The following is a 16918-nucleotide window of genomic DNA, read 5'->3' as shown; positions in this document are numbered from 1 at the left end:
GTTTGTTTGACCTTCCGGCAAAGTTACAAATTTTAATTGGAATAAAATAAAGTGCAAAAAGAAGTTACGATTAAGAATAAACGTGCAAGGTTTGAATATGAATTATTAGATTCATACGATGCCGGCATCCAGTTGTTTGGAACTGAAATAAAATCTATCCGAATGGGAAAAGCTTCGATAACAGAAAGCTTTTGTCAATTTAAAGATGGAGAGCTCTATATCATTAATATGTTTATAGACGAATATGATTGGGGGACATATTTTAATCATAAAACAAGACGAGACAGAAAACTTTTATTGCAAAAATCTGAGTTACGAAAATTAGAGCGTAAAACAAAAGAAACAGGATTAACGATTGTTGCAACAACGCTGTATATAAACAACAGCGGATTGGCAAAATTGAAGATTTATTTAGCAAAAGGAAAGAAACTTTTTGATAAAAGAAACACAATAAAAGGAAAAGATTTGAAAAGAGATTTGGATAGAATGATAAAGAATTCTTAAATTTGTCTTATAATTGTATAAAAATTATATAAAATTAAATATATTTAAAACGCTAAATATTTGATAATGAAAAAGTTTAATCTATTATTATCTGCAGTAGTTTTATTCCTAGCGGGTAATTCTTTTGTAGATGCTCAGAATTCTAAGAATCCTTGGGCAATTACAGTTGGTGCTCACGCAGTTGATCACAACTCAGCAACTGGACCATTCAACCAGTATTTTAAGACAGATAACTGGGATATCGTTCCTCCTTTATCGAAATTGTCTATTATCCGTAACTTAAACAGATCATTTGATGTTGATTTAACTGCTTCTGTAGGTGAAGTTGACAACAACAGATTAGCAATTAAAGATGAATTATTCATTAATGCTGGTTTAGGTTTACGTTATAAATTAGCTAATGGATACATTTTAAAAGAAGATTCATGGTTTGATCCATATATCCGTGTAGGTGCTGGTTACCACAGATACGATTACACAGGATTACAATTTCCATTAACAGCTTACTACGGTAACGAAAATGGAGGTACTTATCAAATTACTGAAGCTGAAGATTTAGAGAAAAACCATTTTGCAGCTTCTTTAGGGGCTGGTATTAACTTTTGGTTTACTAAAAACTTTGGTTTAAATGTAGCTTCTGATTACAACTGGTTACCAGCTTATGGAGGAAATAACTATTTTGACTTTTTCCAACATACAGTAGGTGTTACTTTCCGTTTTGGAAAACAAGATAGAGATAATGATGGTATTCCTGATGATGAAGATGCATGTCCGGATACTCCAGGTATCGCTACAGGAGATCCTGCTACGAATGGTTGTCCAGATACGGATGGTGACGGAATCTTTGATAAAGATGACGCTTGTCCAAACGAACCAGGTTTAGCTGAGTTCCAAGGTTGTCCAGATACAGATGGTGACGGAGTTCCAGACAAAGATGATGCATGTCCAGAGGTTGCAGGACCAGTTGAAAATAACGGATGTCCTTGGCCAGATACAGATAATGACGGAATCTTAGATAAGGATGATGCTTGTCCAAATGAATATGGTTTAGCAGAATTCCAAGGTTGTCCAGATACAGATGGAGATGGTATTCCAGATAAAGACGATGCTTGTCCAACAGAAAAAGGACCAAAAGAAAATAACGGATGTCCATGGACTGAAGTTCACGTAGCAAAACGTTTATCTAACATTTTATTCGAGTACAACTCTGATAAAATTGTACCTTCTTCTTACGAAGATGTAAGAGTAGCTGCTCAAATTTTAAATTCTGATGATTTAAAAGGTAAAAGCTTCTACATTGACGGTCACGCTGATCAAAGAGGTAAAGATGCTTACAACAAAACATTATCTTTAAAACGTGCTCAAGCATTAGTTAATGTCTTAGCTGAAAGAGGTGGAGTTGACAAGTCTCGTTTAACTGCTCGTGGATTAGGAAAAACTCAATTATTATGTACTGAAAACACTGAAGAGTGTTACCAAAGAAACAGACGTGTTGAGGTATTACCTAAAACAGCAACAGTTACAGAAACTAAAGTTATCAAAAAGAAAAAATAATTCTTAAATAGCTTATAATAAAAATAGCCACCTCAATGAGGTGGCTATTTTTTATTTAAATATATTTCGTTTATTTTTTTCTAAAAACCAATACAATGATACAGATTGCTGTAAATACAGATAACAAATAACCAATCCATGAAAGAAGGGGCATATCTAAAAACATAGGGCGGACATTGGTGTTGGCAAGCATACTGGCTCCAATTCCAAAAGTTAACGTCAATAAAGCAAGAACAATTTTATTGATACTGTCTTTAATCAATTTCTCAATATTATCCAATTCATTAATTTTGAAATTAAGTGCCAGTTTATCATTGTTTATTTTTTCAATAAGTTTTAATGTGTCTTCCGGTAAATCATTTACGAGGTCTTGAATATCTTTTAGATTGTCAATAAATTTTTTACTCAAATAGTTTGGATGAAATTTTTGACGGGCTAATTTGATAGCATAAGGACGCATGGAGCGTTGAATGTTAAGGTCTGCATGTAATTGTTGGCCAATTCCTTCTATAAGTGCAATTCCCCGTAATAGAATATAAACATATTCAGGTAATAGAACATGATTTCGCTGTAAAATATGATTAAACTTTTTAATCATAATCTGAACTTCTATGGTGTCGACTGTATTATATTCTAAATAATCAAAAATATCAGCAATATCTCGTTCCAATTGTTTGTCATTTTCAATATAATGTTTAATGGCCATTTTTTTGAGTGAACGAACAATTCGCTTCGGGTTCTTTAAACCAAAATCAATTACGACGTTTTCCAACGTTTCTTTTTCATTGATCGCTAAAACGCCCATCGATCCAAAATCTATGAAAACAATTCTTCCATCTTTTAGGATAAATATGTTTCCAGGATGAGGATCTGCATGAAAAAAACCATCATCGAGAAGTTGTTTTAAATAGATGTCAAATCCTTTTTGTACGATTCTTTTAGGATCAAGTCCTAAAGCTTCTAATTGCTCAACATCATTTACCTTAAAACCTTCGATGAATTCCATACAAAGAAAATTATTGTTCGAATAATCTTCATAGGTTTTGGGCACATAAACATCTTTGCTGTTTTCGAAATTTTTCCTGAAACGTTCAATATTTTGGAATTCATTGGTTAAAGAAAGTTCCTTTAGAATTGAATTTTCAAATGATTTTTCAATTTCAGAAATAAATAACTTTTGAAGTTTTTCATATTTTTTTTCTAGAAACTGAACAATGTCTCGAATCAACGCTAAGTCGGATTCAATTATTTTTTGAATATTATGACGTTTTACTTTAAAGACGACTTTTTCTCCATTCAGTAAAGTTGCGCGATAAACTTGTGATATACTTGCTGCAGCGAAAGGTTGTTCGTCAATGTATAAGAAGTGTTCGTCAGGATCTATTCCGAACTCGTCTTTTATTTTTTGTTTGATATCTATATTTTCAGGCGGAACGTCATCTTGAAGTTTTTTTAATTCTTCGATCAAAGATTCAGGAACCAAATCTTTTCGATTGCTCAAAAGTTGTCCGAATTTTATATAGGTAGGCCCTAATTCTTCTAAAGCCATTCGAAAACGCTGATTGAAAGAACTGTTAAAAAAATCGGTATTTTGCTCAGAATGAAGCAAATCATTTCCGCGAGAAAGTATTTCTTCAAAACCATATTTAGAGACTACTTTTACGATTTTAGAAAATCGTTTTATTTTCTTTAAACTATCCATAAAATTTGAGATTCGTTTACAAGTTACGAATAAACAGGGGTGTAAATCGTTTATAAAATCTTAAAATTCTTTGGGTTGAAGTATAAATTATTCTAAATAATTAAATATTATTACTTATCTTTGCACTCGCTAAAATGAGTTAGGAATCAGGCGATTAATTATTAAGTTAAACTTCTCTCGGTCATTTATTTGCATTTGAAGATTCCAAAAATAAAATTGATTGAGATACAAATTTTTAGAATTATGTCTAAAGAAACAAAACAAGAGGAGGTACAAGAAGTTGTATTAAACACTCCGGTATTAGATGCGTCTGCTAATGCAAACGTAGCGCCAGAATCATTTGATTGGGAATCTTTCGAATCAGGATTAAACGAAGAAGATCGTAAAGAAAAAGCTGAATTAGAGCAAATGTACGATACAACTTTAGAAGACTTACATGAAAATGAAGTATTCAAAGGACAAGTTGTACGTATTACAGATAAAGAAGCTATCGTTGACATCAACTTCAAATCTGAAGGTGTTATTTCATTAAACGAATTCCGTTACAACTCAGACTTAAAAGTTGGGGATATCGTTGAAGTAATGGTTGATCAACGTGAAGATAAAAACGGACAATTAATTTTATCTCACAAAAAAGCTCGTACATTAAATGCATGGGATGCTGTTAACAAAGCACATGATTCTCAAGAAATCGTTAACGGTTACATCAAAGCTCGTACTAAAGGAGGTATGATTGTTGACGTATTCGGAATTGAAGCTTTCTTACCAGGTTCTCAAATCGATGTTAAACCAATTCGTGATTACGAACAATTCGTAGGAAAAACTATGGAGTTCAAAGTGGTTAAAATTAACCCGGAATTCAAAAACGTAGTTGTTTCTCACAAAGCGTTAATTGAGGCTGATATCGAAGTTCAGAAAAAAGAAATCGTTGCTCAATTAGAGAAAGGACAAGTATTAGAAGGTGAAGTTAAAAACATCACATCTTACGGTGTATTCGTAGACTTAGGAGGTGTTGACGGTTTAATTCACATTACTGACTTATCTTGGTCTCGTATCAACCACCCATCAGAAATTTTAGAAGATGGACAAAAAATCAACGTTGTAATTTTAGATTTCGACGAAGATAAATCTCGTATCCAATTAGGTATTAAGCAATTAGAAGCTCATCCATGGGATGCTTTAGATGCAAACATCAAAGTTGGTGACAAAGTGAAAGGTAAAGTTGTCGTTTTAGCTGACTACGGTGCTTTCGTTGAAGTTGCTCCAGGTGTTGAAGGTTTAATCCACGTTTCTGAAATGTCATGGTCTACTCACTTACGTTCTGCTCAAGATTTCGTAAAAGTAGGTGATGAAGTTGAAGCAGTAGTTTTAACTTTAGACAGAGAAGAAAGAAAAATGTCTTTAGGTATCAAACAATTAACTCCAGATCCTTGGACAGATATTACAACGAAATACCCAGTAGGTTCTACTCACAAAGGTAAAGTTCGTAACTTCACAAACTTCGGTGTATTCGTAGAATTAGAAGAAGGTGTTGACGGATTAATCTACATCTCTGACTTATCTTGGACGAAGAAAATCAAACACCCATCAGAATTCTGTGCGGTTGATGATATCTTAGACGTGGTTGTGTTAGAATTAGACGTAGAAGCTCGTCGTTTATCTTTAGGTCACAAACAATTAACTGAAAATCCATGGGACAAATACGAAGCTAAATATGCTGTAGGAACTGTTCATACAGGAGTTGCAGTTGACGTATTTGATAAAGGTGCTACAGTACAATTCGAAGATGCTGACGTTGAAGCTTTCGCTCCGGCTCGTACATTAGAGAAAGAGGACGGATCTCGTATCAAAAAAGGTGATGAAACATCTTTCAAAGTAATCGAGTTCAACAAAGAATTCCGTCGTGTGGTAGTTTCTCATACAGCAACTTTCCGTGAGGAAGAAGTTAAAGCTGAGAAATCATCTAACAATAACAACAACAATTCATCTAATACAATCGAAACTTCTACATTAGGAGATATCGATGAATTAGCTGCATTGAAAAAGAAAATGGAAGAAGGAGGAAACTAATTCTCTAACTGAAATTTTCAAATGATATAAAGCTACCCATTTTTGGGTAGCTTTTTTTTATTTTAAATTTTTTAAAATAAAATATATATTTCATTAAGGATTTAAACTGTGTTTCAAGAAGTCAATAACTGTAAGATATAGATTTGGTTATAGTTTTGTGGAAATAGTTTACCTTTAAAAACAAATTTTGAGGAAGAATGAAACTTTTATTGGTAGAAGATCATCAAGAATTAGCAGATAATATAATTAACTTTCTAAAACAAGAGAATTATATTTGCGAATGGGCATCAAGTTTAGCGGAGGCAAAAGATATCCTATCTATGTTTGAATATGATTGTGTATTACTTGATATGACTTTGCCTGATGGTACAGGGTTGACATTGTTACATTATATCAAACAGATTTACCCTTCTACACAAGTGATTATTATCTCTGCTCAGAATTCATTAGATTACAAGATAATTGGTTTAGATAGTGGAGCAGACGATTATATAACAAAACCATTTCCTTTACCTGAATTACATTCCCGAATAAAAGCTGTTGCCAGAAGAAGTAAAAAAGAAAGTAACAATGATTTGTTGATTTATAATGAAATAGTGATTGATATGCAATCCATGGAATGTAAAGTAAAAGATATACTTCTCAATCTGACAAAAAAAGAATTGAATTTGTTGATTTATTTTATCAATAATAAAAATAGAGTTTTGTCTAGGCAAGCAATAGCAATTCATCTTTGGGGCGATTACACGTACAATTTAGATAATGTAGATTTTATTTATCAACATCTAAAAAACCTGCGTCGTAAAATATCAGAAGCAGACGGAACAGATTATGTGCAAACAGTTTACGGATTGGGATATAAATGGACTGATGGTTAAATGAGATTAAGTCAAAAAATAACACAGTATCTTATTGTTGTCGTTTTCTGTTCAATGGTATTTGGTTTCTTTATTTTTTACTTCGCGATAGAACGGGCTACGAATCAATCAGCTGTAGGGAAATTAGAAAATCTGAATAAAATAATTGAAAAGAAATTACAAAACAAACCAATTTCTGAGCTAGAAGATCAACATCCTCATGTTAAGATTAAAATTTTAGATGGGCGCTATGATAGTCTTACAAAAGAGGTCATAAGAAATGGAGACTACGAATGGGATGATAAATTGCAAACCATGGTCAATCATTTAACGGTGACAACTTATCCTTTTGTTAATGGAGTGCATTATCAAATAGAGAGTCAGCTAAGTTTGACAATTATAGATGATAAATTTTTTGTAGGAATTTTAATGGTGATAGCATGGATATTTGTTTTCGTAATTATCTCCATTATATTTTTTGGAGAGCTTATTTCCCGAAAATTGTATACTCCTTTTTATTATTTGATCGATAGAATGAAACGGTTTGATTTGAAAGAGAACCAAAAAATAAAAATTGTACATTCTGATATCCATGAGTTGAATCAATTAAATGATCTTTTTCTTAAAACATCTCAACAATCAATAGAGCATTATAATGCTTTAAAAGAGTTCTCTCAAAATCTTTCTCATGAACTGCAAACACCCATGGCAAATATGAAAGCAAAAATCGAGTTAATGTTGAATGAAGAATTATCAGAAACTCAAATGCAGTCATTAAGTGGTATGTACGATGATATAAATAAAGTGTCGGCAATTAATCGTTCTTTAATTTTATTAATGAGCTTGGAGTACCATGAAGTTACAATTGATAAGATTAATTTAACCGACTTAATCAAGGAAATGATTTCTGAACAAGAGGATTTAATGTTGATGAACGGTGTAGAATTGACGTTAAATTTAGTTGAGGATGTGGAGATTAAAATGAATACACTTTTAGCTCATATTGTGTTCAATAACTTGATCAGTAATGCAAATAGGCATAATTGTCAAAATGGAAAAATAGTAATAGAATTAACAAAAACAAAATTTATTATACGTAACACAGGTTACGAACAAGAATTTACGAATGAAACTATTTTTCAACGGTTTAATAAAAGTAAATATAATAAAGAATCAATAGGTCTTGGATTGGCATTAGTTAAAAAAATATTGAATGTTTATAATTTTGAAATTAAGTATAAATACAAATCAAATTGGCATCAATTTACCATTGATTTAAAATCATAAAGAGCAGGGGATTGATTAAATAAAATTTCAAACTTTCTTCAATAAAACTTCAAACATTCTTCAAATTTCATTTGTTATTTAGTAGTGTATAAAATACACAATATAAGAAGCTAAAAATACAAAGTAACACATGAAACTAAAAATCTTATTATCCGCATTAATTTTTTCTGGATTCTTATTAGCTCAAGATTCGATAAAGAAGGTAGAACAAGGTGTAGAAAAACTTAATCAAGGACCGGAATTTAAAAATTCATTAGGGGAGATTAAAATTAACCTTGACGAATCAGGAGATAAAAACATTAAATTCGGATTATCAAGTCAAATTTGGTTAAGAAGTATAGAAAATAACCCTGGTACGTTGGTTAATGACGTTCCTCAAAATCATACATATGATGCTAGTCTGCGTCGTATGAGAATTTCAATCTCTGCACAACTATCAAATTATTATTCTATTGTCATGCAATTGGGGATTAATAATCAGTCTTTTATAAGTGGAGGAGGAGCTGGAACCGGAGCAAATGGGCAAGGGAAAAAACCTCAAGTATTTTTTATGGATGCCTATAATGAATTGGCAATTATTCCAAGAAAAAGTGAATTCACGAAAAAAGAAAATAAAAATCATTTATATATAGGAGCAGGTTTACACGGTTGGGCAGGTGTTAGTCGTATGACAAATGCAAGTACAACCAAATTGTTGACAGCAGATTTACCGGTATTTAATTTTCCTAATATTGAGGTTTCTGATCAGTTTTCGAGACAGTTTGGAGTATTTGTACATGGTGAATTAAATAAATTTAATTATCGAGTAGCTGTGAACAAACCGTTTGCTACAAATAGAAATCCGGAGGTAGGGCAAATAGTAGATAATAATCAATCAGGTAAATTATCATATGCAGCTTATGCAATGTATCAGTTTTTTGATAAAGAAAATACAGCGACATCATTTTTTGCAGGAACATATTTAGGAGCAAAAAAGGTATTTAATATAGGGGCAGGTTTTTATTCTACAAAAAATGCAACGTTATCTCAACCTACAGAAGGAGTTTTTGAATCACATAATGAATTTATTTTTGGAGCAGATGCTTTTTTAGATACGCCACTAGGTCGGAAATCAAGAGAAATGTCTTTGAATCTTTATTCGGTTTTTTATCGTTATAATTTTGGACCAAATTACTTAAGAACAACAGGTTTGCTAAACCCTGGTACAGCTGATCCAAACTTTTCAGGAGTTAAAGCTCTAGAAGGTTTCGGGAATGCAAGATTTTTGTTAGGGACAGGAAGTATATGGTATTCACAAGTGGGTTTTGTACTCCCTAAATTTAGCCCTGTAGTAAAGCTTCAGCCATTTATTGCTTATGCCTTGAAAGATTTTGAAGCATTAAATCAAACAGGGAATTATTTTGATGTAGGTGCTAATCTATTCATTTTGGCTCAGAATGCTAAAGTTGCCTATCAATATTCTTCAAGACCTTTGTATACACAAGATTCAAAAGAAATTTTCACAAGAAAAGGAGAACATTTAATCACATTACAAATTGCATTTTAAAAGAAAAATTATAAAATATTATTACAGATGAATATTCAAGAAATTAAAACAACAGAACTAACTGTCAAAGATCGTGTAAAAGCGATTGTAGGAGGGTCTATAGGAAACCTTGTAGAATGGTATGATTGGTACGCTTATGCCGCTTTTGCTATTTATTTTTCTTCGTCTTTCTTTCCTACAGGAGATCAAACTGCTCAGCTGTTAAATACAGCTGGAATTTTTGCAGTAGGATTTTTAATGCGTCCAATTGGAGGTTGGTTGTTTGGCACAATTGCAGATAAAATTGGCAGAAAAAGAGCAATGACTTTATCTGTTTTATTAATGTCATTCGGCTCTTTGTTGATTGCACTAACGCCAAGTTATGAAACAATAGGAGTATTGGCTCCAGCTCTTTTATTAATTGCTCGTTTGTTGCAAGGATTAAGTGTAGGAGGAGAGTATGGTGTTTCGGCAACGTACCTATCAGAAATGGCAACGGCAGATAAACGTGGTTTTTATTCCTCTTTTCAATATGTTACATTAATCGGAGGACAATTAATCGCTTTAGGAATTTTATTGATATTACAAAAATTACTTCTTACAGAAGAACAATTATTATCTTGGGGGTGGAGGATACCATTTGTTATAGGAGCTATTTTGTCTGTTATAGCGTTGTATTTAAGAAAAAGCCTACATGAAACAGAAGCATTTGAAAAGAATAATGATTCTGCAGAGGAAAAAGAAAACAATGGAAGTATTAAACAATTATTGAAATACCCAAAATCAATTTTAACGGTTGTCGGCCTTACAATGGGAGGAACATTAGCTTTCTATACGTATACGACATATATGCAAAAGTTTCTGGTAAATACAGTAAACTTAACAAAAGAAGAATCTACTTTAATTTCTTTTTTGTCATTATTTATTTTTGCAGCTCTACAGCCGGTTTTTGGTTTATTATCAGATAAAATAGGACGCAGGCCTTTGTTATTAGGATTTGGTATTTTAGGAACATTGTTGACTGTCCCATTACTTACAGGCCTAAGTCAAGCTACTTCTATGTGGATGGCGTTTGCATACTTAATGGTTGCTTTAATCATTGTTTCTGGTTATACATCTATTAATGCAGTAGTAAAAGCAGAAATGTTTCCGGCAAATATTCGTGCTTTAGGAGTGGGGTTGCCTTATGCTTTAACTGTAAGTATTTTTGGAGGTTCGGCAGAGTATGTTGCGTTGTTTATGAAAACACAAGGAGTAGAAACATATTATTATTGGTACATTACAGGATGTATTGCTTTTTCTTTAATTGTTTATTTTTTTATGAAAGACACAAAAGAAAATTCAATGTTGAACAAAGATTAAACTCAGAATGTTATTTTGATTATTTTTTATACAGTAAGTAAAATGAGACATTACTTTGATTGTCTCATTTTTTTAATGAATAAATGATACAATTATAATTATTTATACGAATTAAATTATCAAGGGGAAAAAATATACAGAACAACATACATTTTTTGATATATTTTTTGAATATTATTCAAAATAGTCTTAATTTTGCAGTCGAAATGGAAAAGATAGAGTTTAATTTAGATGCTACTGATTTGAAAATCATGCGATTAATGCAGGAAAATGCACGTATTAACAATGCTGATATCGCTAGAGAATTGGGAATGGCACCTTCCGGAATATTAGAGCGCGTGAAAAAGCTTGAAAATAAGAAAGTTATTTTAGCTTATCATGCAAAGATAAATCCTGTGGCAGTTGGGCAGAAATTACTTTCGTATATTTTTATCAAAACTGTCGATATTATTGGAGACGAAACTGTAGGAAAACAATTAGCTGAAATTCCGGAAGTTTTAGAAGTCCATGATATAGCAGGAGAGGATGGCTATCTGATTAAAGTAAGAACATCTGACAATGAAGGTTTGGTAGATTTGATGAGAAAACATCTAAGTAAAATAGATGGGATTACTTCTACACGGACAACAATTGTTTTACAAACAATAAAAGAAGAACAGAATATCGTTATACCAACGAATTAAAAAATTGAGATTGAATGAAAGGGAATCAACCAAGCAAGTGGCTGATTATTGCAGCCTATTTTGTGGTTTATGTCGTTTGGGGGTCAACTTATTTTTTTATAGATAAGGCTTTACATGGATTTAGTCCATTTATTTTGGGTTCATTTCGTTTTATAGCGGCGAGCACAATCTTAATGGGATATTGTAAACTGAAAGGTTACAAACTATGGGATAAACAAATTGTAAAACAATGTATGTTTACAGGTTTTATGTTGTTGTTTATTGACATGGCCGGAATTATTTGGTCTGAACAATTTTTACCAAGTGGAATTGTTGCAATCATGGCAGCATCTGCAGCAATCTGGTTTATTGTCTTAGATAAACCGAAATGGAAACAAAATTTTTCAAGTATTCCGACAATTTTAGGCGTGTTGTTAGGTTTTATAGGCGTGTTAATGTTGTTTTATGAGCAAACAACCACTGCGCATGCAGATGCGGATCAGCAGTTCTTGAATATGATAGGTTTAATTGTCTTAATCTTTTGTTCTATTGCTTGGACATTGGGTTCACTGTATTCAAAATATGTAACAGAAAAACAAAAGAAAGAAGTTACAAAACCGAAAGAAGAATTGAATATAATGGTTAAAACAGCCTGGCAAATGATTACAGCTGGCGTTTTATTCAATACTGTTGCGATGTTCAATGGAGAATATGCAAATTTCAACTTGGAAAATGTAGCGACAGAAGATTGGTTAGCAATGGCTTATTTAGTTACTTTTGGCTCTATTTTAGCTTTTGGCTCGTATGTGTGGTTATTGCAGCACCGCCCGGCGGTAGAGGTGTCTACTTATGCCTATATTAATCCTATTGTAGCTGTTGCGTTAAGTTATTTTTTTACAGATGATATCGTAACTCATTTGCAGATTTACGGATTAGCTGTCATTTTATTCAGTGTTTTATTAATGAATTGGAATCTTTATAAAAACACAAAATTAGTTCAAAAAATTCTGCATTTTGTTTCTCGTAAACATTATGCGCATTAAATATTATGTGATTATTAATAAAAAAGCTTCTCGTAATCGAGAAGCTTTTTTTATTGATTGTAGCTCAAAAAATGATATTTTCAAAAGTTATTTGACTTGTTGTTTCAAAATCTTTTGCAATACATTCAAATAAATCATCGTGAAAAGTAATAATATAATGATTCAAAGAATTCCATTTTTTATCACTAAAATATGGATGATTTTTATCGATTTCTCTTAATTCATTCATCCACATTGAATCATTTACCAGATAAAAGTCGGAAGAATTAATTCCTAGTTCGGTATAAGGGTGATAGCAAAGTGTTTCGTTTCCCGGATAACCTATTTTATAAATATGGTAATTTAAAAACTTTAAAGTGATTGTATTAAAATTTTCATCATCAACCATGAAATTTAAAAAAAGATTGTTGCTGTCAGATAAAATTTTGGGAGATGGACTTCCGTCATCAATAATAAATTCTGTTTCGATTTTTTCTAAAGTCATAAATTTTATTCAATACTACATCTAAAAATATATTATTTTTAGATAGTTTTATTTAGAGTATACTATTTTTTCAAGTTTTATAATCTCTTCAAAAGCGCCAAAAGCATTTGTATTGGTACTGGATTCTGTGAAAGTAGATTGTTGACATTTGAAGCAAATTTTAGCAATTCCTATTATTTTACTTTCTTTTTTGAAAATTAAAATATCATTATAAAAAGGAAGACAAGCAGTAGCTATTCCTTCAACGCCAAGATTTTCATTGTAACAAAATAATCTGTTCAATTGATCGTATTTAGAAATTGGAACGATTGATTTATTAAAATCATCGCTTGATAAAAGTGCTAATTTATCTGAGTCTTTAATTTTTGTAAATATAGAGCCCTGAAAGACTCCAACCAAAAATGCATTATCTTTTAAATCTGGAGGAATACTATCTAAATTTCGTTTATAACTATACCATTCTATTTTATCATATACATAAAACGGTTGACATTCTTTCTTTTTGCAAGAAATAAAATAAAAAAATATAAAGGTTATAAATAATAAAAATCCTTTCTTCATATTGAGTTAATTAAATTAAATCTACAAAAAAAAGCAGTTCTTCCGGAACTGCTTTTTTGATTATATTAAAAGTATTTTATAATTGAGTACATTTTATGATTTCTAAACCATATTGTGTGGTATGTGGTTCTTCAATCTTTCGGGTAATTAAATTCATTTTCTGAATACCTAAATCTTTAATGATTTGAGAGCCTATTCCGTGATCTTTCTCGTCAGCAGGTAGAACACCTGACTTTGATTTTCCTTCAGAAAAACTTTTAAAAATTTCAAGCTTTTGCTCAACCAATTCAGAGTTTTGAATATTGTTAATAAATATAACAACACCTTTTCCTTCTTCGTTGATGATCTTCATTGTTTTTTCCAGTAAAGGGGTTTCACCGTTTTGTAAAGCACTGAACAAATCGTAATAGCTGTTGGTCGATTTAACACGTACCGGAACAACATCATCTTTCGTCCATTTTCCTTTTTTCAAAGCAAAGTGAACTTGATTATTTGTTGTTTGCTGATAAGCGATCAATTCGTAATCTCCAAATTTTGTTTTTGCAGGAAACTCATCAATACGTTTTACTAACGATTCGTTTTCTAAACGGTAAGCAATTAAATCTTCAATTGAAATAATTTTTAAATCGAATTTCTTTGCAATTTCTAATAATTCAGGAAGACGAGCCATTTCTCCATCTTCTTTCAAGATTTCAACAATACATCCGGCAGGATAATGACCAGCCATGCGAGCCAAATCAACTGCGGCTTCAGTATGTCCCATACGAACTAAAACACCTCCGTCTTTTGAGATTAAAGGAAAAATGTGTCCCGGTTTTCCTAAATCGTCTGGATTTGTATTTTCATCTATTAAAGCCTGAATAGTTTTAGAACGATCTGAAGCGGAAATTCCTGTTGTACATCCATGTCCTTGTAAATCGACAGATACAGTAAAATTAGTTTCGTAAATCGCAGTATTATGACCAACCATGAGGTCTAAACCTAAAGCTTTACATCTTTGTTGTGTCAATGGAGTACAAACTAATCCACGTCCATGTGTCACCATAAAGTTGATGATTTCTGGCGTAGCAAATTCAGCAATACATAGGAAATCTCCTTCATTTTCACGATCTTCATCGTCAACTACAATGATAACTTTTCCTTGTTTTAAATCTTCTAAAGCTTCTTCAATTGTGTTTAATTGAGATGATCTATTTTCCATTGTTTTATATTATTGATAACGAGAATGTTCCTCGTTTTTGTTTGTTTTCTTAAACTTACTAAAGTATTTTACAATAGGATCTATGTAAATGCTGATGTTAAATATTTCTGAATCTTGGTTGGCTTTGAAGCAGAAAAGTAATGAAAATGGAAGTGCAATAATATTAGCTGCCCAAGCTGCTAGTGTAGGGTCTATTTTTCCATTTTTAGCCATATTTTCGGCAGAGAAATTCAAGATAAAATAAATAACAAAAATGATAATAGAAATAATCACAGGCATTCCGATACCACCTTTTTTTACAATGGCTCCCAGTGATGATCCAATCAAAAAGAAAATAATACAAGTTACGGCATACGAAAAGTTACGTTGGTAATGAATATTAACTTTTGAGTATAACTTTTCACGATGAATAATTTCTTGTTCTGAAAATGATAGATTTTCTTGGTCACGATTTATCATTTGTACAGATTGATTCAGAATTCGATCTCGATCCTGAGTTGAATATTCTTTCAGATCGAAAACCATACTTGTTTTAACTGAATCTATTTCTTTTGTTTTGTTCGAGTAATAATAATTCTGTGTGAATATATTTGTTTTTAGATCTTTGTAATATTTTTTGTAATCGGTATTTAAAGAGTCGATTAAATGTCTTAACCCTTTTCCATCTAAATATTTATATGAGTTTCCAGGATCTTCATCTTTTCCGGAATTTAAAATATCTGAAATATCAATGTAATAATTTAGTGTATCAAATTTAGTATATTGATTTTCTTGTCGTCTGCGTTGCTCAAAGTTTTTATCTTTGATGTTATCTGTGTAAGCAATTCCATCAAAAAGTTCCATTTTTAGATAATGGTTATCATTTTTATCAGGCGCTAGATTTCCTTTTTTCGCAATAATCGTCATCGCATCTTCTCCAGAGGGTGTATTTTGATGAACAAAAACATCTTCCAGTTTTTCAGAATTTTCACCTGAAACCTTATTGATTTTCATTTGAAAACCCGGAACTGTTTCAATAAAAACGCCTTCTTTCATACTCACAGTCGGTTTCGTTTGTATGATATTAAAGTACATTGTACGGGCCTTCTGTTGCGAATAAGGCATGACCTTATCACCGAAGAAATATAGTCCAATTGACATTAGTATTACTAAAGCAAAAAGTGGAGCAAGGATTCGTGTTAAAGAAATTCCGGAAGCTTTCATGGCTGCCAATTCGTATCGCTCACCAAAACCTCCCATGGTCATAATAGAACCTAGAAGAATAGTAAGTGGCAGAACAAGTTGAACAACATTAATTCCTAACCAAAAAAGTAATTCAGTTATAGTATACCATTCTAAACCTTTTCCAACAAATTTTTCCATCTGTTGCCATGCAAATTGCACGATGAAGATGAAAAATAAGACACTAAAGATGAAAAAAAATGGACCTAAAAAGGTCTTAATTAAATACCGGTCAAGCTTTTTAAACATTGATTATAATTGAGTAATAATATAGCCTTGCGACTTATATTTCTTTTGGTCAAAGTTAAAGTAACTTTTGTGAATAAGTAAATTTTGAACATAATCTTTTACAACGATAGATGTGGTATCTCCATTTTTACCATATTCTTTGTAATCGTAGATTTGATTATTTGCCATATTTATTCCCAAAACCGAATATTTAATCGTAGAAGTCTTAGTTGGTGTTAATTTTATATATTGAATGGTGTTCCCTCCAATCGTTTTTTTATCGGTTAATGTATAACTAAAATCAGTACGATATGTATTTAAAACTTTCGTTGGTGTTAAGAAATCGTCGGTGTTCGAAGCATTCGAAATTGTCACTTCTTTATCGTCTTTAGAAATTGTATACAGTTTTGTTCCGGTATAAATTTGATTGATATCACCTACATTTAAATTGAACTTTTGTTTCATCGAAAAAACTTCTCCCGAACGATTTGTCGATTTTCCATTTACAACATGACTAAAATCGAATTTAATGTAATAAGAATTTGCGTTAGTGTATTTTGCGTAAACTTTGTCTAAGATTTGTTTTGCCGATTGAGCATTCAATGTTCCAACCCCTACTAATAAGAGTATGAAAGAATAGATTAACTTTTTCATACA

15 protein-coding genes are annotated in these 16918 nt (G+C 31.6%); 9 read left to right on the top strand and 6 right to left on the bottom strand.

Features of this window, described 5'->3' with window-relative positions; all coding sequences use genetic code 11:
* The first annotated feature begins 51 nt into the window (after positions 1-51).
* The gene (gene smpB / locus H277_RS0108170; RefSeq protein ID WP_019975099.1) at positions 52-504 is read left to right on the top strand and encodes an SsrA-binding protein SmpB; all 453 of its coding nucleotides are present in this window, start codon (positions 52-54) and stop codon (positions 502-504) included.
* A 66-nt stretch (positions 505-570) separates the two neighbouring features.
* Entirely contained in the window at positions 571-2058 is a 1488-nt protein-coding gene (locus H277_RS0108165; RefSeq protein ID WP_019975098.1) for an OmpA family protein, read from the top strand.
* A gap of 70 nt (positions 2059-2128) precedes the next feature.
* Here the strand turns inward: H277_RS0108165 and H277_RS0108160 are convergent, their stop codons facing one another.
* Positions 2129-3760, bottom strand: coding sequence for an ABC1 kinase family protein (locus tag H277_RS0108160; RefSeq protein WP_019975097.1), 1632 nt, complete (start codon positions 3758-3760; stop codon positions 2129-2131).
* A gap of 243 nt (positions 3761-4003) precedes the next feature.
* Between H277_RS0108160 and rpsA the strand changes: the two genes are divergently transcribed.
* The 7 genes from rpsA (at position 4004) to H277_RS0108125 (ending at position 12566) form a co-directional block, all read left to right on the top strand.
* Entirely contained in the window at positions 4004-5830 is a 1827-nt protein-coding gene (rpsA, locus tag H277_RS0108155) for a 30S ribosomal protein S1 (protein WP_019975096.1), read from the top strand.
* Between the two features lie 197 nt (positions 5831-6027).
* Positions 6028-6708: a response regulator transcription factor gene (locus H277_RS0108150; RefSeq protein WP_019975095.1), complete on the top strand. Its 681-nt coding sequence runs from the start codon at positions 6028-6030 to the stop codon at positions 6706-6708.
* Positions 6709-7974, top strand: a complete 1266-nt coding sequence (locus H277_RS0108145; RefSeq protein ID WP_019975094.1) for a sensor histidine kinase — start codon at positions 6709-6711, stop codon at positions 7972-7974.
* A 130-nt stretch (positions 7975-8104) separates the two neighbouring features.
* Complete coding sequence (locus H277_RS18825; RefSeq protein ID WP_019975093.1) at positions 8105-9520, top strand: hypothetical protein; 1416 nt, start codon at positions 8105-8107, stop codon at positions 9518-9520.
* A gap of 27 nt (positions 9521-9547) precedes the next feature.
* On the top strand, positions 9548-10861 hold the full coding sequence (locus H277_RS0108135; RefSeq protein ID WP_019975092.1) for an MFS transporter: 1314 nt from the start codon (positions 9548-9550) through the stop codon (positions 10859-10861).
* A gap of 206 nt (positions 10862-11067) precedes the next feature.
* A complete protein-coding gene (locus H277_RS0108130) occupies positions 11068-11544 on the top strand; it encodes an Lrp/AsnC family transcriptional regulator (protein WP_019975091.1) in 477 nt (158 codons plus the stop codon).
* A gap of 14 nt (positions 11545-11558) precedes the next feature.
* Positions 11559-12566: an EamA family transporter gene (locus tag H277_RS0108125; protein ID WP_019975090.1), complete on the top strand. Its 1008-nt coding sequence runs from the start codon at positions 11559-11561 to the stop codon at positions 12564-12566.
* Between the two features lie 64 nt (positions 12567-12630).
* Here the strand turns inward: H277_RS0108125 and H277_RS0108120 are convergent, their stop codons facing one another.
* The 5 genes from H277_RS0108120 to lolA1 all read right to left on the bottom strand — a co-directional run bounded on the left by H277_RS0108120 (position 12631) and on the right by lolA1 (position 16915).
* On the bottom strand, positions 12631-13050 hold the full coding sequence (locus H277_RS0108120) for a hypothetical protein (protein WP_019975089.1): 420 nt from the start codon (positions 13048-13050) through the stop codon (positions 12631-12633).
* Positions 13051-13098: 48 nt separating this feature from the next.
* A complete protein-coding gene (locus H277_RS0108115) occupies positions 13099-13611 on the bottom strand; it encodes a hypothetical protein (protein ID WP_019975088.1) in 513 nt (170 codons plus the stop codon).
* A 76-nt stretch (positions 13612-13687) separates the two neighbouring features.
* Positions 13688-14812 (bottom strand): 3,4-dihydroxy-2-butanone-4-phosphate synthase, encoded by a 1125-nt coding sequence (gene ribB, locus H277_RS0108110; RefSeq protein WP_019975087.1) that lies wholly within the window; start codon positions 14810-14812, stop codon positions 13688-13690.
* A 9-nt stretch (positions 14813-14821) separates the two neighbouring features.
* Positions 14822-16282 carry an LptF/LptG family permease gene (locus H277_RS0108105; protein WP_026357482.1) on the bottom strand — a complete coding sequence of 487 codons (1461 nt, stop codon included), beginning with the start codon at positions 16280-16282 and terminating at the stop codon, positions 14822-14824.
* 3 nt (positions 16283-16285) lie between these two features.
* Entirely contained in the window at positions 16286-16915 is a 630-nt protein-coding gene (gene lolA1, locus H277_RS0108100) for an outer membrane lipoprotein periplasmic chaperone LolA1 (RefSeq protein WP_019975084.1), read from the bottom strand.
* Between the last annotated feature and the right edge of the window lie 3 nt (positions 16916-16918).

It is taken from the genome of Empedobacter brevis NBRC 14943 = ATCC 43319, from assembly GCF_000382425.1.
Lineage (GTDB): Bacteria > Bacteroidota > Bacteroidia > Flavobacteriales > Weeksellaceae > Empedobacter > Empedobacter brevis.
Note: the sequence above shows the minus strand (reverse complement) of the source record. Positions and strands in the feature narration are given on the sequence as shown.